The 17,202-nt window shown below is 65.8% G+C and carries 18 protein-coding genes; 5 read left to right on the top strand and 13 right to left on the bottom strand.

The window, feature by feature from the left end; genetic code table 11:
- Positions 1–49: 49 nt before the first annotated feature.
- From GQB03_RS05110 to GQB03_RS05100, 3 genes are all read right to left on the bottom strand, one after another.
- The gene (locus tag GQB03_RS05110; RefSeq protein ID WP_159685526.1) at positions 50–490 is read right to left on the bottom strand and encodes a GNAT family N-acetyltransferase; all 441 of its coding nucleotides are present in this window, start codon (positions 488–490) and stop codon (positions 50–52) included.
- On the bottom strand, positions 487–1,044 hold the full coding sequence (locus GQB03_RS05105; RefSeq protein ID WP_159685522.1) for a GNAT family N-acetyltransferase: 558 nt from the start codon (positions 1,042–1,044) through the stop codon (positions 487–489). The genes GQB03_RS05110 and GQB03_RS05105 overlap by 4 nt, the downstream gene beginning before the upstream one ends.
- A 61-nt stretch (positions 1,045–1,105) precedes the next feature.
- Entirely contained in the window at positions 1,106–1,855 is a 750-nt protein-coding gene (locus GQB03_RS05100) for a hypothetical protein (RefSeq protein WP_159685481.1), read from the bottom strand.
- Between the two features lie 226 nt (positions 1,856–2,081).
- Here GQB03_RS05100 and GQB03_RS05095 point away from each other — a divergent pair, with 226 nt between their 5' ends.
- Both GQB03_RS05095 and GQB03_RS05090 read left to right on the top strand, forming a co-directional pair.
- Positions 2,082–2,702 carry a DUF2239 family protein gene (locus tag GQB03_RS05095; protein WP_200832113.1) on the top strand — a complete coding sequence of 207 codons (621 nt, stop codon included), beginning with the start codon at positions 2,082–2,084 and terminating at the stop codon, positions 2,700–2,702.
- 133 nt (positions 2,703–2,835) lie between these two features.
- Complete coding sequence (locus tag GQB03_RS05090; protein ID WP_159685472.1) at positions 2,836–3,459, top strand: glutathione S-transferase family protein; 624 nt, start codon at positions 2,836–2,838, stop codon at positions 3,457–3,459.
- A 171-nt stretch (positions 3,460–3,630) separates the two neighbouring features.
- On the opposite strand, the gene GQB03_RS23135 is transcribed toward GQB03_RS05090, so the two are convergent.
- Entirely contained in the window at positions 3,631–4,077 is a 447-nt protein-coding gene (locus GQB03_RS23135; RefSeq protein WP_235026954.1) for a TIGR02647 family protein, read from the bottom strand.
- A 63-nt stretch (positions 4,078–4,140) separates the two neighbouring features.
- Between GQB03_RS23135 and GQB03_RS05080 the strand changes: the two genes are divergently transcribed.
- Positions 4,141–4,914, top strand: coding sequence for a DUF2189 domain-containing protein (locus tag GQB03_RS05080; protein ID WP_159685467.1), 774 nt, complete (start codon positions 4,141–4,143; stop codon positions 4,912–4,914).
- A 65-nt stretch (positions 4,915–4,979) separates the two neighbouring features.
- Positions 4,980–5,939, top strand: coding sequence for an N-acetyl-gamma-glutamyl-phosphate reductase (argC, locus tag GQB03_RS05075; RefSeq protein WP_159685462.1), 960 nt, complete (start codon positions 4,980–4,982; stop codon positions 5,937–5,939).
- A 67-nt stretch (positions 5,940–6,006) separates the two neighbouring features.
- Here the strand turns inward: argC and GQB03_RS05070 are convergent, their stop codons facing one another.
- From GQB03_RS05070 to GQB03_RS05055, 4 genes are all read right to left on the bottom strand, one after another.
- Positions 6,007–7,695 carry an ABC1 kinase family protein gene (locus tag GQB03_RS05070; RefSeq protein WP_159685457.1) on the bottom strand — a complete coding sequence of 563 codons (1,689 nt, stop codon included), beginning with the start codon at positions 7,693–7,695 and terminating at the stop codon, positions 6,007–6,009.
- Positions 7,695–8,369 carry a DUF6781 family protein gene (locus GQB03_RS05065; RefSeq protein WP_159685452.1) on the bottom strand — a complete coding sequence of 225 codons (675 nt, stop codon included), beginning with the start codon at positions 8,367–8,369 and terminating at the stop codon, positions 7,695–7,697. The genes GQB03_RS05070 and GQB03_RS05065 overlap by 1 nt, the downstream gene beginning before the upstream one ends.
- A 139-nt stretch (positions 8,370–8,508) precedes the next feature.
- Entirely contained in the window at positions 8,509–9,507 is a 999-nt protein-coding gene (locus GQB03_RS05060; protein ID WP_159685447.1) for an AraC family transcriptional regulator, read from the bottom strand.
- Positions 9,508–9,579: 72 nt separating this feature from the next.
- Positions 9,580–10,155 (bottom strand): CHRD domain-containing protein, encoded by a 576-nt coding sequence (locus GQB03_RS05055; RefSeq protein WP_159685442.1) that lies wholly within the window; start codon positions 10,153–10,155, stop codon positions 9,580–9,582.
- A 291-nt stretch (positions 10,156–10,446) separates the two neighbouring features.
- On the opposite strand from GQB03_RS05055, the gene GQB03_RS05050 reads away from it, so the two are divergent.
- On the top strand, positions 10,447–11,265 hold the full coding sequence (locus tag GQB03_RS05050; RefSeq protein ID WP_159685437.1) for a hypothetical protein: 819 nt from the start codon (positions 10,447–10,449) through the stop codon (positions 11,263–11,265).
- A gap of 116 nt (positions 11,266–11,381) precedes the next feature.
- Here GQB03_RS05050 and GQB03_RS05045 read toward each other — a convergent pair whose 3' ends face one another.
- The 5 genes from GQB03_RS05045 to gabT all read right to left on the bottom strand — a co-directional run bounded on the left by GQB03_RS05045 (position 11,382) and on the right by gabT (position 17,173).
- The gene (locus GQB03_RS05045; RefSeq protein WP_159685434.1) at positions 11,382–12,851 is read right to left on the bottom strand and encodes an NCS1 family nucleobase:cation symporter-1; all 1,470 of its coding nucleotides are present in this window, start codon (positions 12,849–12,851) and stop codon (positions 11,382–11,384) included.
- 289 nt (positions 12,852–13,140) lie between these two features.
- A complete protein-coding gene (locus GQB03_RS05040; RefSeq protein WP_159685429.1) occupies positions 13,141–13,725 on the bottom strand; it encodes a GGDEF domain-containing protein in 585 nt (194 codons plus the stop codon).
- Between the two features lie 69 nt (positions 13,726–13,794).
- A complete protein-coding gene (locus GQB03_RS05035) occupies positions 13,795–14,598 on the bottom strand; it encodes a protoglobin domain-containing protein (RefSeq protein WP_159685424.1) in 804 nt (267 codons plus the stop codon).
- A 203-nt stretch (positions 14,599–14,801) separates the two neighbouring features.
- Positions 14,802–15,881, bottom strand: coding sequence for a C45 family autoproteolytic acyltransferase/hydolase (locus GQB03_RS05030; RefSeq protein ID WP_159685420.1), 1,080 nt, complete (start codon positions 15,879–15,881; stop codon positions 14,802–14,804).
- Positions 15,878–17,173 carry a 4-aminobutyrate--2-oxoglutarate transaminase gene (gabT, locus tag GQB03_RS05025; RefSeq protein ID WP_200832112.1) on the bottom strand — a complete coding sequence of 432 codons (1,296 nt, stop codon included), beginning with the start codon at positions 17,171–17,173 and terminating at the stop codon, positions 15,878–15,880. Before gabT ends, GQB03_RS05030 begins: the two co-directional genes overlap by 4 nt.
- Between the last annotated feature and the right edge of the window lie 29 nt (positions 17,174–17,202).

Here is a 17,202-nt window from a genome sequence, read left to right as displayed (position 1 = left end):
GGCATGACGAATCGAAGACCGCACCCTCACCGTACCGGGGATGCGCCGCTCAAGGGCGACACATCACGAAGCCATGCGGCGTCGCAGCCTCGACGACGAAACCATGCCGTTCATAGAACGCCCGCGCGAAGGCGTTGATCCGGAACACCTCCAGGCTCACCGGGCGCGACAGTCGGTCGGCCGAGGCGATGACCGACTCGAGCAGGACGCTGCCGATGCCGCAATGCTGGTGCTGCGGATGGACGGCGATCATCCTGATGAACAACCGCCCGTCGCGGTCCTCGACCTGCGAATAGCCTGCCAGCGTCTGCCCGAGGCATGCCAGGGTGATGCCTTCGGGCATGAAGTGGGCCGAAAAGTCGGCTTGCTGCCAAACCTCGTCCCAGCCCCAGATCTCGCTGATGAGGTCCTTCATGGCGGGGCGATAGATCGCTTGAATCGCCGCACGATCGCCTGCCTGCGCCGTGCGCAGGGTGCAGCGCGCCGTCATGATCCACCCGCAGCGCGCGCCTTCGCCAGCCGGTAGAGGCAATGCAGGCGCAGACCGCTCTCGTGTGACACATGCGGATGCTCGAAGTGGCCGCAGGCGCGCATGCCGAGGCGCTGCATCACGGCACGCGAGCGGTGATTGGCGAGGGTGGTGAAGGACACGATCTCGTCGAGGCCGAGCTCGTGGAAGCCGACATGGATCGCCCCGCGCGCCGCCTCCGAGGCGAAACCCTGGCCCCAGTGCGCGGCAGCGAGTCGCCAGCCGACCTCGACGCAAGGCGCGAAGGGCAGCTCGGCTGATGGCTGGTGCAGGCCGACGAAGCCGATGAACTCGCCGGAGCGTCGCAGCTCGACCGCCCAGAAACCCCAGCCGCGCTGCGTGATCAGGGACGCGCAGCGATCGGCCATCGCATCGCTCTCGGCACGGGTGAGCAGTGACGGAAAGAAGGCCATCACCGCCGGGTCGGCGTTGAGCGCGGCAAAGGGTGCGCGGTCGGACGCCTGCCACTGGCGCAGGCGAAGCCGTTCGGTGTCGAATTCGATTATCCCGGGCATTACTGCTCCGATGCGGCCGGGCGGGATTGCGCGCCGATACGAGCCCACGCAGGACGGCCGCTCAACCACCGTAGATGACCGCATCGGGAATGCGGTAATGCTCGTAGTCATTCACCTTGATCAGCCAGGTGTCGTCCTCGCGGCTGGCCTTGATCGCCTCGCCACCCTGCGTGGCGGGCTTGCCATCGATGAAGCTCAGTACCCGCTCGAGCCCGCCCTGCGGCGTGACATGCACCTCGGCGTTGCCCTGCTTGCCACGAATCACCCCGAAGCTGCACTGCGCGGAAGCTTCGGGCGCATCGCCCATCGAGCATGGCAGCTGCCCGGTCGCATGGTAGGGCGTGCCCTTGACGCGCGCATCGCCCGACGGAGCGGGTCCGAGCGCTTTTTCCGCGGTAGGACTGCCGGTGATGCCGACGGTGAGGGTGTAGCTGGCGGTCTCGTTGCGCCGTGCCGCACTGCGCATCAGATAGACCCGAACGGTGTATTCGCCGGTCGCAGCGAGTGGCCCGCTCCATTCGTTGCCGCCACTCGAACCAATGAAGATCGCCACATCTTCGGAGCCGGGCGGGAGCACATTGAAGTAGTTGGCAAGATTGCTGGTCTCCAGTCTGACGCTCATGGTCTGGCCAGCTGCGGCGCGCAGCCGGTAATCGACGATGCGCTCGCCCTTGAGCACTCCCTTGAGTGTCGCCGACGATGCACCCTTGGCGAAATGTACCGTTTTCGTCTCGATCGCGCTGCCCGCAAACGCCGACGCCACCGAGAGAAGCGCACAGATCAACGCGAAACGCCCCATGACTCGCCTCATCACATCCTCCCGGCAGAACCCTCCGCGCCGCAGTCCGGGCGCCGACCCCCGCCAATCTATACCGGGTAGGCGTAAGGCACCAGCCTGGCAGCGGCATGGAGGGCAGCCGACGCATGAGCACGGAACGACCCTAGCCGATTATTTTTATCCGGATTTTATTGACGGATATTTTTATCCGGGTATTATTCGCGCATTCCATCGCGACATGACGACACGAGGCTTCCAGGTGACCGCTCCACACAACCCATCCTTTACCAGTTTCAACGGCTTCCAATGCATCGCCAGTGGCTCCCTGCTTGCCGCCGCCCTTGCGGCACGAGATGCACTTGCGCAGGGGACCGCCGGGCCGGTGCTCATCTTCGACGACGCCACCGGCCGCACGCTCGATGTCGACACCAGGGGTTCCGACGTGGACGTGGCGAAGCGGCTCTCCGCCGCCTTTCCCGACGAGGCCCCCGCCGCGCCAGCCGCGGAAGCGACCACCGAGGACGACGCCCAAGGCAGGCCGCGAGGTCGCGGACGGCCCAGGCTGGGCGTCGTGCCGCGCGAGGTCACGCTCCTGCCGAGGCACTGGGAGTGGCTGGCCAGCCAGCCGGGCGGGGCCTCGGTTGCGCTCAGGAAGCTGGTCGAGGAAGCGCGACGCGCAGCCAGCGGCAAGGATGCAATCCGCAAGGCGCACGAGCGTGCCTACCACTTCATGAGCGCCATCTCGGGCGACCTTGCCGGCTTCGAGGAAGCCACCCGCGCGCTCTTCGCCAACGACCGCGGCCGGTTCGAGGCGCTCATCGAGACCTGGCCTGGCGACGTTCGCAGGCACGCAATCCGGCTGGCGTTCGGCAACGCCTGAAGCGGTCGGCGTCGCCGCCCGCGACGCATATGAAAATGCCCGGTACCGAGTGTGCGTCCCGGCCTATCATTCACCTGCGGCGGGCGTCGACCCGGCAGCCCCGAGCCGCCCAACCTGACTTCTGAAGCGGATCATGGACAGACTGAAACTCACCTATTTCGACTTTTCCGGCGGACGGGCCGAGCCCGCGAGACTTGCCCTGCACATCGGCGGCATCGCCTTCGAGGATGACCGGTTTGCGCCTGCCGACTTTGCGGAGGTGCGCAAGATCACCCCGCTGAACCAGGTTCCGGTCCTTCACGTCGGCGATCTCCAGATCACCCAGAGCGACGCGATCACCCGCTACGCCGGAAAACGCTCCGGCTTGTATCCGGATGACGATTTCCAGGCCTTGTTGTGCGATGAAGTAATGAGCGCACTCGAGGACATCAACATCAAGGTCGGCGCCACCTTCGGCCTGAGCGGCGACGACCTGAAGAACGCGCGTGCAGCGCTCGTCGCCGATGTGCTGCCGAAATATCTCCGCTGGCTCGAGTCACAGCTCGAGCGCCACGGCGGACGATACTTTGCCGACCAGCGGCTCACGGTTGCCGACCTCAAGGTCTTCGTGATCACGCGCTGGCTATGCTCCGGCAAACTGGATCACATCCCGACCGACCTCGTCGCAAGGCTCGCCCCGAAACTCGAAGGACATATGCAGCGCATCGGCAGCCTGCCGGCGATCGAGCAATACTATGCGACGCTCGGCGCCGTCTGATCGCGACGGTGTTCGAGCGCGGTCGACACGCCCACCACGCTCAAAGGCTTGTCCAGGCAGGAAACACCGTGCCCGGCCTGCGGCCTGAAGACCACCCCGCCGCACCCGCTCGAAGAACCGGAAACGCAATCGACCGGTGACAGGGAGCATGTCCGACCGCCGGAGCAGGCATCACCCGAGGATGCTGCGCACCGACTGCAGATGAAGGGCAGCGTCCTGGCCCAGCTTGGTCAGGTAGCCGCCATCGTGCTGACTCACCAGCCCCTTCTCGAACAGGCGCTGCGCCGCAGCGATCACTTCCGGCGCGGCATCATGGTGCACCTTGAGGCCGGTCTGCGAGTTGTCCGCGTCGTATTGAAGAAGCAGACTGAGTTCGTGAGCAAAGTCGGCGGGTAGCGTCATGGAGGTTTCCTTCGTGGCACCACCGACCCCGGTGGCAAAGCGGCACTTTACTTCGGCGCGGACGCGCAGGGCAACGTGTCGGTGGCGAGTGACGGCCGTCCATGCGTTCCCGCCAGCCGCATCGAACGATTCGACACGGTGCATGCGGATCGAGGCCGAGCGGCCGCAAAGACGACGCTCCGGCGGGCACTTTGGCATGGCGCGATTCAATCTCATTCTCGAACCTCCCAAGCACCTTGTTGTCAACCGCGCACCGGCACATAGACCGAGGAGAAGACCATGGCCAACTCATCAAGTCATCTCGACCGCCACTTCACGATGCCGACGATCCGCACCGTGGACGCCGCGCGGCCGCTGGTGTGGTTGCGCAAGGCCTGGAACGACGTGCTTGAAAGCCCGGTTGCCAGTCTCTCCTACGGGGTATTCTTTTCGGTGCTCGGGTACCTGACCCTGGCCTTCGCATCCGACAAACCCCATCTGTTTCCCGCTGCCATCTCGGGCTTCTTTCTGGTCGGGCCGCTGGCAGCCGCGGGCCTCTATGAGATCTCGCGCCGCCACGAGGCGGGCAGATCGTGCTCGCTCGTCGAATCCATGGCCGGGATCGTCCGCCACAAGGATCAACTGTTCCAGTTCGGATTGCTACTGGCGATCGTTCTGATCGGCTGGGAGCGCATGTCGGCAATCCTCTTCGCGATGTTCTTCGGGGGCGATGCGCCCGATCCCGGTAACTTCTTCACCGAAGTCCTGTTCTCGGGCCGATATGTCCATTTCGTGGTTGCCTACATGGTGCTGGGCGGCGCATTGGCGGCACTTGTGTTCGCACTCGCCGCGGTAGCGGTCCCGATGCTCATGGACCGCGAGAGCGACGTCGTCACCGCGATGATGAGCAGCGCCCGGGCGGTTGGCTGCAATCCCGGCGCGATGATCCTGTGGGCAGCGATCATCGTTGCGGGCATGTTGCTGGGCTTCGCTTCGCTGATGTTCGGCATGATCGTCCTGCTGCCGATCATCGGCCACGCCACCTGGCATGCGTATCGCGATCTGGTCGCCTAGGGCGACGCCGGTAACAGGACTCGCCTAGAATGGCGCTTTGATCGCCAATCCCAGCGGAGCACAGCATGAGCTACAAGGTATTCATCGACGGCCGTCACGGCACCACCGGACTCAAGATCGACGAGCGCCTGTCCAGCCGCGCCGACATCGAGATCCTCTCGATCCCGGAGGCGCAACGCAAGGACGCCGCGGTCAAGGCCGAATACATCAACAGCGCCGACATGGTGTTCCTGTGCCTGCCCGACGCGGCCTCGCGGGAGTCGGTGTCGCTGCTCGCGCCGGGCAACACCCGCACCCGCTTCCTCGATGCCTCGACCGCACACCGCACCCATCCGGACTGGGTCTACGGCCTGCCCGAGCTCAACGCCGGCCAGCGCGAGAAGGTGAAGAATGCGCAGAAAGTGGCGGTGCCGGGTTGCCATGCGAGCGGCTTCATCATGCTCGTGCACCCGCTCGTGGCAGGCGGCATCGTACCGGCCGATTATCCGGTCAGCACCTATTCGATCACCGGCTACAGCGGCGGCGGCAAGGAAATGATCGCCAGCTACGAGGAGCCGGCCTACCTCGCCGACGAGATGAAGAGCCCGCGCTTCTACGCGCTCGGCCTCGCCCACAAGCATCTGCCGGAAATGCAGCACATGACCGGCCTTGCCCACAAGCCGCTGTTCACGCCGATCGTCGGCAACTTTGCGCAGGGCATGGTGGTGGCGGTGCCGCTGCTGCCGCGCGCCCTGTCGAAGAAGGTGGCCCCGGCGGACGTGCAGGCCTTCCTCGCCGAGCACTACGCCGGCCAGACCTTCGTCAAGGTCATGCCGCTCGACGCCGCGCCGCTGCTCGACAACGGTTTCCTGCCGGCCACCACCTGCAACGACACCAACCGTGCCGAACTCTTCGTCTTCGGCCATGAGGATCAGATCCTCCTCGCGGCGCGTTTCGATAACCTTGGCAAGGGCGCCTCGGGCGCGGCGATCCAGTGCATGAACCTGATGCTCGGGGTGGACGAGGCAACCGGCCTGGCGAGCTGAGCCACACAGGCTCCGACAGACGCCAAGCCCCGGCCGCGGCCGGGGTTTTTCATGCGCGGGGCTATATCTAGTCACGGCCACTGCGCCTGATCGACACCAGCAACCAGATCGCGCCAAGCACGGCACCGATGAAACCCAGCAGCGCGACGGTGGACAGGCCACTGATACCTTCGCCGGGTACCGTCAGCACGATCGAGGTGCCGATGATCAGCGCCGCGGTGACGATGCCGATGGTCAGGCGGCTCAGGGCGCGGTCGATCCGATCGCCGAAATGCTTGAGCGGCAGCACTTCCACCTCGACCTTGAGCTTGCCCCGGCGTGCCGCCCGCAGCAGCTGGCCGAGATCCTGCGGCAGCCCGGTGAGCAGCTTGAGCGCGCCATCCACGGTACGCCAGCCACGCCGCGCCAACGCCGCCGGCGAGCGGTGGGCAAGCAGCGCCTGCTGCAGGTACGGCGCGGCTTCGCCGGCCATGTCGAAGTCCGGATCGAGCTGGCGACCCATGCCTTCAAGCGAGATGAAGGCCTTGACGAGCACCGCCAGCTCGGGCGGCAGAGTGAGCTGGTTGTCGCGCAGGATGGTCACCACGTCGGAGAGCATTGCAGCCAGGTCGAGCCGCTTGAGCGGCACGCCCTTGTACTGGTCCACGAAGGTGTCGATCTCGCGGCGCAGGCGGGCCGGGTCGGTTTGCGCTTCCGCGTCGCCATCGTCGCGCCAGTCGAGCAGGATCTCGGCGACCACCTCGGCGCCCCCCGAAACCAGTCCGTGCAGCAGCACCGCGATCTCGTAGCGGCGCGCCTCGGTGAGTCGGCCGACCATGCCGAAATCGATGAAGGCAATGCGGTTGCCGGGCAGGTAGAAGACATTGCCGGGATGCGGGTCGGCATGAAAGAAGCCGTCCTCGAGGATCATCTTCAGCACCGCCGCCGCGCCGCGCCGGGCAAGCAGCCGACGATCCATGCCGGCTGCGTCGACCGCGGCGAGGTTGCGGCCCGGGATGCCGTCGATGAAATCCTGCACATTGAGCCGCTCGCCGCTCCATTGCCAGTGGATCGCGGGGATCACGAACTCCGGGTGGCCCGCAAAGTGCCCGGCGATGCGTTCCGCACTGCGACATTCAGCGCCGAAGTCGAGCTCGCGGCGCAGCGAGGTGGTGAACTCCCTCACCACCTCGGCCGGTCGGTAGCGTCGCAGCTCGGGCATCTCGGCGTTGACGATCTCGGCCAGCCTGGCGAGCAGGCGCAGGTCGGCTTCGACCGTCGGACGGATTCCGGGCCGCCGCACCTTGAGCACCACCTCGCGACCATCGGTCAGCCGGGCACGATAGACCTGCGCCAGCGACGCAGCGGCCAGTGGCGTGGTTTCAAGCGAGGCGAAGGCGGCCTCCGGCGCCTCCCCGAGATCCTCGGCAAGCTGCGCGCGGACCTGTTCGAAGGGCACCGCGGGGGCCGCATCCTGCAGCTTGGAGAATTCGGCGATCCACTCCGGAGCGAAGAGGTCGACCCGGGTGGCGAGGATCTGGCCGAGCTTGATGAAGGTCGGGCCGAGATCCTCCAGCGCCCGGCGTGCCCGCGCGGGCGGCTCGAGGCGCGCGAACTCGTCGGAGACATGCCAGTGCAGCACCTTGCCGGCCTTGGCCAATGCGTCGGCCATGCCGAGGCGCCGCACCATGTCGCCAAAACCGTAGCGGATCAGCACCACGGCGATGTCCTGGGCGCGGGACAGGTCACGCGCCGCGCCGATCGCCTGCCAGAACATCAGTCTTGCGAGTCCTTCGGGTCCTCTTCCTTCGCGGTGCCGGCAGGCGGCTGAAGGCGCTCTGCAATGCCCCTGAGCATGCCGGCAGCGATGCCGGCCATGAGCGCTGCCTGGTGACGCAGGGTTTCCGCGCCGGCCTGCATCTGCTCGTGTGCCGCGCCGGCAAATGCCTGGCTCAGCTGCGACACGGCATCCCGTACGCGCGCGCCGACGGCGGTACCACTGTTGCGTGCGTGCTCGGCGAGGCCGTGCAAGGTGTCGCGCACGTGCCCGGTCGATTCGCGAGCCGCATCGCCGAGCGTGTCGATGAACATCGACTCCACCGAGCCAAGCTCGTCCATGGTCTTCCTGATGCTCTGCTTCGAGAACTCGCTGCTGCGGCTCGCCGCCTCTCGCACCGCCAGCTGGGTCGCCTCAGCCGCGGACGCGAGCGCCTGGTCGAGGCCCTTCACCGCCTCTCTGAGTGCCGTCCCGCTCGCCTCATCGGGGCGCTTGATGCCCTTCTGCGCGCCTTTCACCACGGCACCCATGACCTCCCTGAGCGCCGCGCTGTCGAGTTGCCCCTGCGACAAGACCTTGAGCGTGATCTGCCTCACCCGCTCCGAGATGCCGCTTGCGTCGTCGGCGACGGCTGCTTCGACGTCGCGCTCGATCCTGTCCGTGTCCTGCGTCATGTTTTCCCCCGCTGCTGCTGGTGGATCTGCGTGGTGAAAACGGACTCACCACCCCGGAGTCGTGACGATGTGCCGGCAGCCGGCACGATGACCCCTCCGGTCATGATAGCGCTGGCCGCTGCCCGCCGGCTTCCGCGAACTAGCGGGCGGCGGCGCGAATGCGCTGCGGCGTCGTGCCCGTCCAGCCGTGAAACGCGCGCACGAAGGAATTGGGATCCTCAAATGCCAGCAGAAAGGCGATCTCGGCACCCTGCAGGCGCGTCCGCGTGAGGTAGTGCCGGGCCAGCGACTCGCGCACCTCGCTGAGGACTTTCTGAAAAGCGTGCCCTTCCTCCTGCAAGCGCCGCTGAAGGGTGCGGACGCTGGTTTCGAGCGCGCGGGCCACGGCCTGAACCGATGACTCACCCGCTGGCAGGAGCCTGAGCAATGCGTCGCGGACATGCTCCCCCATCGAACCTCGCCCGGCCAGGACCGCGGGACGGGGGCGAAGGGCGGGCTCGAACGGTGACCATATGCTCTCGCCGGGCGGCCGAAACGGCCGCGCCGCATCGCCGGCCGAAAACACCACGCAATGGGCGGCCGAGGTGCTGATCGGAGTGCCGAGATAAGCCTTGTATTCGGCCTGCCGGGCCGGCGGACGGGGCGTGCCGACCTGCAGCGGCTCGATTCGCAGACCGGTCGCGGCGCGGGCCAGTTCCACGATAAAAACCAGTTCGGCGGTGCACAGCGATTCGGGCGCCTCGCACGATGCGTCGACCCACTCGAGGGATACGGTGGTGGTATCGGCTTCGTGCAGGACGCGCAGCGCGATCGGCGCGACGAGTCGCCGGTACTGCGCGATGCGACCCAATGCGGCGTTGAGATCGGCCGAGCAACGGCCGACGAGCCGGGCCGGCGAACAGGGATCTTCGGAAGCGGTGGTGCCGATCTGCAATGCGAGCGCCGGAAACGTTGCGGCGACGTGCTCGTCGAGCACTCGCCAGAGGCGGAAATAGTCCGCGCCCGGGAGCACGGTGGGCTCGTCTGCCGAAAACAGTGCCACCGGCAACCTGGCCCGCCGCAGGGCATCGCTCGGGTTGATTCCAAGGCGAGAGAAAAGTGTCTGCCAGCCCGAACGTGCGACGGCTTCACCTGCCATGCCGCTGGCCCTGTTCTCAGACCTGGGGGTCAGCTCCTGCGCCGCTTTGCGTGATCCCACGAAACCGTTCGCTCAGGCTCGATCGCGATGGGTCAGGTACAGCGCCAGCGCGCCGATCGCGATCAGCGCGATCGCGCCCGGCTCGGGTACCCGCATCGCCACCGGGTTGGCGCGGATCTCACCGCCCGGAAACGCGGTGGTATGGATGTTCACATAGGTCTGGCCCGATGCCAGCGCGGTAGCCAGCGCCATCTCGGCAGCCGCCGCGGTGCCTCCCGAGGCGGAGAGGAACGAAGCCGCGTAGACGCCCGGATCGCTCAGATCGAAAAGGACGTTGTAGGTCCCCGCGGTCACGCCGGTCGCAAACCCGTCCAGCGCCACCGCAACAGCGGAATTGACCCCGGGACCACTGCAGCAATGGATGTGTGCCGCCGTTGTGGTACCGGTCAGCCCGGAGAAGTCGAGCATCACCTTGAGCGTATTTGCGTCCTCGTCATAGGCCAGGCTGAGCGATCCGGATCCAGCCGAGGCATTGGGAGAGGCCTCTGCGCTGCCGCTGAAACCGGAGAAATACGTGACCGTCGCGGCATGGGCGGCGCTACCCGCCATGCAAACGAGTGCCAACAGGAGCAGAAGCTGCCTTCTCATGACCATCACCTCGCCGAAAGCCTTTCACCGAGCGGTGAAACGAGTACACCATCGTGCGCACGCAATAAGGGTGCTAGGACTCGCAAGCCGTTGTTATGTCGGAATTGTTGCGGCACCACATCCGACCCATGCGGAAGCGCTGTAAATTCCGCCGACAGGCCGTGCGGCCGCGCACGCCCTCGCGGCGCATCGAAAATCCGCCCGCGGCCGGCTATGCTGAAGGCGTTGGGGCAAAGACCGGGCCGGAGTTCGCCGGGCGGCTGGCGCCTCGTCTTCAGGGAGAAAGCTCAAATGGCCAGATCAAAGGTCTATCTGCCCTTCGACACCTGGGAACCCGGCGAATTTCCGACGATTCTGGCAATCGGGGATTCGTGGTTCTGGTATCCCAGAAACAACGTTCTGCAGGCGCTGGTCGAACACCCGCGGCTCAAGGATCCGTACCGCTTCATGCAGTTGCTCGGCTACAACGGCGCAAAGCTAGAACAATACGTTTTCGGCCGCTACGCACGCGACCTCGAGAAGCACCTGTCGCCGGGTTTTCGCACCGCCTATTCGGCAATCATGATCAGCGGCGCCGGCAACGACGCGGTCGACTACAAGCTGTCGCTGGCAAAGGACTGCTCGTCGATCACCGACCCGGCCGCCTGCCTCGACGAAGCGGCGCTGCAGGGCTTCATCGGCAAGCTCATGGCGGCAATGGGTGCGCTGGTGCAGCGAATCACGCTCGCCTATGGCGGAGAGAGTGGACGGCCGGACATCTTCATCCACTGCTACGACTACCCGGTTCCCGACGGCCGTGGCTTCAAGCTGGCCGACCTCAAGGTGACCGGTCCATGGCTCAAGCCCGCGATGTCGAGCCGCAAGGTAGATAAGACACTGACCTTCCGCACCGAAGTCTGCCGCGCGCTGATCGACCACATCGCGAGGGTCTACAAGGATTTCGCCGCCTCTCAGTCACGGGTCTATTGCATTGATTCGCGCGGCTGCCTGATCAACGAGAAGTACAAGAAGGATTGGGACAACGAGCTGCACCCGAGCAAGGCCGGTTTCGGACAGGTCGTCGATCGGCACTGGATACCGGTGCTCGCCGAACACGGGTATGCGGATTGAGCGTCCACTCAGACCTGGATGGCCCAGCGGCGCGCATCGACGGTCGGTGGTGGAAGGATTTCCGCGATGCGTCCGCGTGCCGCGGGCTCTACGCCCGGTGCTCAGCCTGACAGGACTCAGGAAGCGCTGGCCGCGGCCGTACGCACCGCCCCCGGAGCCGGCGACAACAGGCGGTAGATCAGGCCGCCGATAAGGGCACCGATCAACCACGCGTAGCCCGACAGGAAACTCAGCGATTCGACCCAGACCGCGGAGATGGAGAACACTGCCGCGAGCGCGAAGGCAACCAGCGCGCGGTGATTCCAGCCACCGTCGTAGGCATAGGCACCCTGCGCGCTGCTGCTGTAGAGATCGGCAACGATCAGTCGCTGCTTCTTCACCAGGTAGTAGTCCACGACCATGATGCCGTAGAGGGGGGCGAGCGTCGCGCCGAGGGTATTCACGAAGCCGGCAATCCCGACCTGACTGATGAAACTGACCCAGAAGCCACCGATGACGAGGGCGAACAGGGATGTGATCCAGCCCGCGCGTTTGAAGTCGAGTACCCGTGGCGCCATGTTGGCGATGCCGTTGACCGCCGGGATGAAATTGGCGACGAGGTTGATGCCGACGGTCGCGGCGAAGAAGGTTACGGCAGCGAGCACGCTCAGTAATGCACTGTCGGCACGTTCCACGATTTCGGTCGGGTTGGTGATCTTCTCGCCGTAGATGACCGCCGCACCCGCGGTGATCAGCAGCGCAAGCGCGGAAAACAGCACCATGTTCGCCGGTAGTCCGGCGAGGTTGCCGAGCACCATGGCGCGATTGCTCTTCGCATAGCGCGAAAAGTCGCTGAAATTGATCATGACGGCGGCGAAGTAGGCAACCATGGTCCCGACGATGGCCACGAAGCCATTGAACTCGGACGCGAAAGTGGGATTCTCCGGCGCAAAGATCGTCTGTGCGGCCGACCACAACTGTCCGTCCGACTGCTGCCACAGCACGATCAGAAGCCCGATCATGACCAGGTAGACGAAAGGTCCGGCCACGTTCAGGAAGGTCCCGACCCAGTCCATGCCATGAGAGAAGATCGCGATCTGGATTGCCCACACCAGCACGAAGGAGGTCCAGCCGACCGCGCTGAGGCCCAGGAAGGTCTCGCCGCCATGCGTGCCGCTCAGCGTCAGGATCAGCAGCTCGAGCGCCGTCGAGGCGAAGTAGGTCTGCGCGCCATACCAGAACACGGCTACGCTGGCCCGCAGGACCGCGGGCAACCTGGCCCCCGCTACCCCCATGCTGGCGCGCGCCAGTACTGGATAGGGAATGCCGTAGTCGACCCCGGGTTTGCCCGACACATCGACCAGGACCATCACCACCAGGCCCGCCACGATGAGCGCCAGAAATGCGGTCCACCCGGTAACGCCGTAGGAGATGAAGAGCGAAGCGACGAGCGAGTAGCCGAACAGACTCTGTATGTCGTTGGCCCAGATGTTGAAAATCCCGAACCAACCCCAGGTGCGGCCCGCCTTCGGGATTGGTGCGAGCGAGTCGTTATGCAGGCCGGATTCCTCGCGCGGGCCGGCGGTATCGTTCCTGCTAGGCAGCATGGGTAGCTCCTCGTGGCATCATCGGCAATCGCGTTGCGACAGATTGTGCATCGCAACATCCATGCCGACACTGCAGGCCTAACAAAATCAACGATTTGTTCGCGCGATCGACCAGAGAACTGCCATGTCACGGTGCGCAGACCGGCACCATGCACCAGGCTGGACCGGTGATGGGCACGGGCACCGCCCCCCCGCTACGGTGTCATGATCCCGGAATGCGCGGCCAATGAGTGGCGATCCGGACACCCGGAACGCACCCCCTTGCCGGGACGAGGAACGGCGGACCGCTTCAGGACACCCCCTTCGGCAGCGCACCATCGCTTTCCGGGCGGACCGTCGGCGCCGTGACGACCTGGTTGCCGCCTGCAGCACGCGCTTCATCAAGCGCCGCCTCGGCCCGGCCAAGCAGGTACTGGTAGTCGGGATGGCCATCGAACACCGCAACTCCGATCGACAAGGTGAGCTTGATCACCGCTCCGCCACCCAGGATGAAAGCGTGCTCCCGCACCCGCAGGCGAAGGAGCTCGGCGGAGCGCAGGGTGCCTTCCATACCCTGCTCGACCGCCAGCACCATGAGGGTTTCCTGGCCATAACGAAAGACATGGTCGCCCGCCCGGGCGAGGTTATTGACGATCAACGCCAGTTGCTGGAGCACCGCGCCCTGCGAATCGATTCCCTGCGCGTAGAGCGCCTTCTCCATCGCGTCCAGCCTCAGCAGGATGACGCCGAAGGATTCGCCCGCCGCCCGGTGGGCGTCCATCTCGCGATTCAGGACGGAAGGCAGATAGCGTCGGTTGAAGAGCTGGGTTGCGGCATCACGCCCGCGATCGCTGCCGAGCTGGCGCTGAAACAGGTCCGACAGCTGGAAACGCACGAATTCGAGCTGAGTCTCCAGTTCGGCGATGAGATGATCGGTCTGCTCGACGTCATCGCAGATACGCAGCTACGGTACCAGCACCCCGTCGATCGCCTCCATCGACTGGAACACCGCCACAAGGTCGGGATCGCCCTCGAAAGCCACGCGCCCCTTGTGCTTCAGCCACATCCCGAACTCGGATTCCGCCAACGGCTGTATCGCGCGCTTGCCACCCGGACGTCGCAATGCGAACAGCAACTGATGCGCCCATTCCGCCAGTGCGCCGCGCTGGCGTTCGCGCTCCAGTGTCGCATCCATCTTGAGGGCCACGCTGCGATACGCTTCATCGCTGCGGATCGAGCGCTGGGCGTTGAAGGCATAGGCACCGATCATCAACGAATCGGCCATGTGCAGCAGATCGGCGACGTATAGATGTGCCGCCAGCAGTGCTTCGGGCGTGGCGGAAATCGACGCCAGGCGCGCGCGGATCTCGTGCCGCATCACGCGGGTGCCGATCCCGAAGACATCCACCGGCAGCTTGATCCGCGCGTGCACGCTGCCCACCTCGATCTGACGTGCAACCACCGCGGCCGGACCGCTGCTCCGGTAATCAAAGATCTGCAGGATCCAGCCCTGCATCATCTTGCGCAGGCGCTGGTTGACCGCTTCGCTCGACAGGAAGGCACGGGCCCTCGGGTGCTCCAGCATCTGCGCGTAGAAGAGATCCGCGATCTCTCCGGCCTGTCCCGCAACCACCTCGCCCACCGCCTTGCGTACCGAAAGCGGAGTCAGTTCGACCGTCGCCTGCCACACCGACACCGCTTCATCCACCCACGAGGGCGGCAACTCGTCGCCGTCCTTGAAGGCGGCACGATCCTGATTCTTGTCCATGATGATCCTTTCATCGTTGCGGCTATCGCCGTGCAACGCTTCCAGCCTGCGCCCACCGTCGATTGGCCGGGCGCCTTCCGGCGCACTCGGGCTGCGGGCGAGGCAATTTCTCCGTTACCGATTTCTCCATTGCCGCCGCCGGACGATTCACGCGGACCGCCATGCGATACCGACGGATCACCGCCGGCCGGCGGGTCACTTCGTCATATCGAGAACGCGGCGTAATCGTTCTCGGTCGGCAAGCCCTGAACGGCCCAGAAGCGTCCCATCGCAGGCTGCATGATCGCTGCGCCACACGTCTCCATGTCGAGCGGCGGTTCGGCGCGCACGCAGATCTCCGGGGCGCGGGTCAGCGCCATCAGCGCCTCGGCAGTCACGCCTTCGCGTCGCAGGCCTCGCTCGCCAGCCGCCAGCCTGGCCTCGCTGGAGGCCTGCGAATCTGCCGCACGGGGACGACACAATGCAAGCGTGCGCGGATCGAGGCAGTGATTGGTGTGCACCAGCGCCGCCGACGCGGTGCGCGTGACATGGCAATGCGCCGGCATGGCTTCGACGTTGATACCGTTGCCGAGCCGGTCGAAGAGCTGAAAATTGTGTGCACCAACCAGTCGAGCCCCGGTAATGCAGGCCAGCGCGGCTTCGATGTCGGTCTGTTGCAGCGCCTTGCGCACCACCAGCGGCCAGGTCACGCCGATCTGCCCGCCCGCCCCGAGCAGATTGTTGATGCCGATGGCGATACCGGCATCGTTCATGCCGATCATGCCGACACAGCCGGTAAGGCTGAAGGCCATGAATGCGCGCCCACCGGCGGGGCGGCCGTGCAACAGCACCACATAGGGCGCGGAGCTGGCATGCATGTCCCAGGTCTGGCCAAAGAAACCCTTGCCGTCGGCACTGAGCCGGTCCGGGACGATGAAGGCAGTGCAGTCGTCCTCGACCCGTTCGGTGACGATCTCGCCGCTGCCGCGCGCATAGACCAGGTCGATGAAATCGGTGAAGCCATTGGTGATCACCAGCTCAGCCAGGCTCAGCCCGGTGGCTTCGGCGATGCCGGCCATCTCTTCGGTCAGCTCGGGCGAGTAGGCGGCATGGGCGGGAATGCACGCCTCGGCCAGCGCCAGCACCGCCTCGCGGCGCATCGCGTGGCCGGTCCACAGCGCACTGCCGGCGAGTGCCACACGCTCTTCGGTATAGCGGCGGATCTGCTCGCGAAAGGCCTGCCCGTGCGCCAGTCCCATCTCACGCGGCGATCCGGCCAGCGCCACGACCCGCGGGGCGCTCATGCCGGTCCCGCCTGCGCGGCGGCAATGGCCTCGGCAAGCACCGCCATGCCTTCGTCGATCTGCTCGTCGCTGATGGTGAGCGGCGGCAGGAAGCGCAGGCAGTTGCTGTACAGGCCGGCACGAATGGTGATCAACCCGCGCTTGAGGGTTTCGGCGTTGATCGCGTTGGTCAGTTCGGGCGCTGGCGCGCGGCTGACCGGATCCTTGACGAGTTCGATCGCGAGCATCGGACCCAGTCCGCGCATCTCACCGATGAGGTCGGGAAAGCGGGCCTGCAGGCGCTCGAGATGAGCGCGGACGTACTCGCCGATCGCGCTCGCACGTTCGAGGAAGGCGGGCGAGGTGAGACTGTCGAGGGCAACCAGGGCTGCCGCGCAGGCCACCGGATTGCCGCTGTAGGTGCCGCCCAGGCCGCCCGGATGCGGCGCATCCATGATGTCGGCGCGACCGGTCACCGCGGCCAGCGGCATGCCACCGGCAATCGATTTGCCGCACACCACGATGTCGGGCACCAGGCCATAGTGTTCGATGGCAAAAAGCCGTCCGGTGCGGCTCATGCCTGCCTGCACTTCGTCAGCCACGAAAAGCATGCCGTGTTCGCTGCAGCGTGCGCGCAGATGCTCGGCGAAGCGCGGTGGCAGGGGGACGAAACCGCCCTCGCCCTGCACCGTCTCGACCACCACTGCGGCGACCGCCTCCGGCGCGACCTGGGCAACCAGCGCATGATCGAACTGGGCGATGCAATGGTCCAGGTAGGCATCCTCGCTCATGCCGGCGGGGCGGCGATAGAGGTTTGGGAAGGGCAGGCGGTAGATTTCCGAGGGATAGGGGCCGAAGCCCTTCTTGAACAGCGCGTACTTGCTGGTCATCCCCATGGTGAGGTTGGTGCGGCCGTGATAGGCGCCCTCGAAGACGATCAGCGCCTGGCGGCCGGTGTGGGCGCGGGCGATCTTCACCGCCGCTTCGACGGCTTCGGCTCCGCTGTTGAGCAATACCGTCTTCTTCGCATGATCTCCCGGGACCAGCCGGTTGAGCCGCTCGCAGACCGCCACGTAGGGCTCGTAGGTGGCGACAATCGAACACATGTGGAGCAGTTGCTCGCTCTGTCGCCGGATCGCGTCGACCACGTCCTGCGGCGCATGGCCCACCGCCAGGGTACCGATGCCACCGGCGAAGTCGATGAAAGTGTTGCCATCGACATCGGTCACCGTCGCCCCCTTGCCGCTGGCGATGGCAACCGCCGTGAGGCGTGCCGCGCCGCGCGCGATCGCCGCATCGCGCCGCGCGACCATGTCTATGCTCCGGGGACCGGGAATTGGCG

It is taken from the genome of Cognatazoarcus halotolerans (assembly GCF_009800965.1).
Taxonomy (GTDB): domain Bacteria; phylum Pseudomonadota; class Gammaproteobacteria; order Burkholderiales; family Rhodocyclaceae; genus Cognatazoarcus; species Cognatazoarcus halotolerans.
The sequence above is the reverse complement of the archived record's forward strand: the minus strand, read 5'-3'. Positions and strand labels throughout refer to the sequence as shown.

Bases quoted from the DNA above. Each gene is read 5' to 3' on its own strand.
- GQB03_RS05030 (WP_159685420.1), bottom strand. From the start codon at position 15,881: ATGAGCGCCCCGCGGGTCGTGGCGCTGGCCGGATCGCCGCGTGAGATG.
- GQB03_RS05105 (WP_159685522.1), bottom strand. From the start codon at position 1,044: ATGCCCGGGATAATCGAATTCGACACCGAACGGCTTCGCCTGCGCCAG.
- GQB03_RS05070 (WP_159685457.1), bottom strand. From the start codon at position 7,695: ATGTTCTGGCAGGCGATCGGCGCGGCGCGTGACCTGTCCCGCGCCCAG.
- GQB03_RS05050 (WP_159685437.1), top strand. From the start codon at position 10,447: ATGGCCAGATCAAAGGTCTATCTGCCCTTCGACACCTGGGAACCCGGC.
- GQB03_RS05045 (WP_159685434.1), bottom strand. From the start codon at position 12,851: ATGCTGCCTAGCAGGAACGATACCGCCGGCCCGCGCGAGGAATCCGGC.
- GQB03_RS05035 (WP_159685424.1), bottom strand. From the start codon at position 14,598: ATGGACAAGAATCAGGATCGTGCCGCCTTCAAGGACGGCGACGAGTTG.
- argC (WP_159685462.1), top strand. From the start codon at position 4,980: ATGAGCTACAAGGTATTCATCGACGGCCGTCACGGCACCACCGGACTC.
- GQB03_RS05110 (WP_159685526.1), bottom strand. From the start codon at position 490: ATGACGGCGCGCTGCACCCTGCGCACGGCGCAGGCAGGCGATCGTGCG.
- GQB03_RS05090 (WP_159685472.1), top strand. From the start codon at position 2,836: ATGGACAGACTGAAACTCACCTATTTCGACTTTTCCGGCGGACGGGCC.
- GQB03_RS05065 (WP_159685452.1), bottom strand. From the start codon at position 8,369: ATGACGCAGGACACGGACAGGATCGAGCGCGACGTCGAAGCAGCCGTC.
- GQB03_RS23135 (WP_235026954.1), bottom strand. From the start codon at position 4,077: ATGAGATTGAATCGCGCCATGCCAAAGTGCCCGCCGGAGCGTCGTCTT.
- GQB03_RS05080 (WP_159685467.1), top strand. From the start codon at position 4,141: ATGGCCAACTCATCAAGTCATCTCGACCGCCACTTCACGATGCCGACG.
- gabT (WP_200832112.1), bottom strand. From the start codon at position 17,173: ATGGTCGCGCGGCGCGATGCGGCGATCGCGCGCGGCGCGGCACGCCTC.
- GQB03_RS05100 (WP_159685481.1), bottom strand. From the start codon at position 1,855: ATGAGGCGAGTCATGGGGCGTTTCGCGTTGATCTGTGCGCTTCTCTCG.
- GQB03_RS05055 (WP_159685442.1), bottom strand. From the start codon at position 10,155: ATGAGAAGGCAGCTTCTGCTCCTGTTGGCACTCGTTTGCATGGCGGGT.
- GQB03_RS05060 (WP_159685447.1), bottom strand. From the start codon at position 9,507: ATGGCAGGTGAAGCCGTCGCACGTTCGGGCTGGCAGACACTTTTCTCT.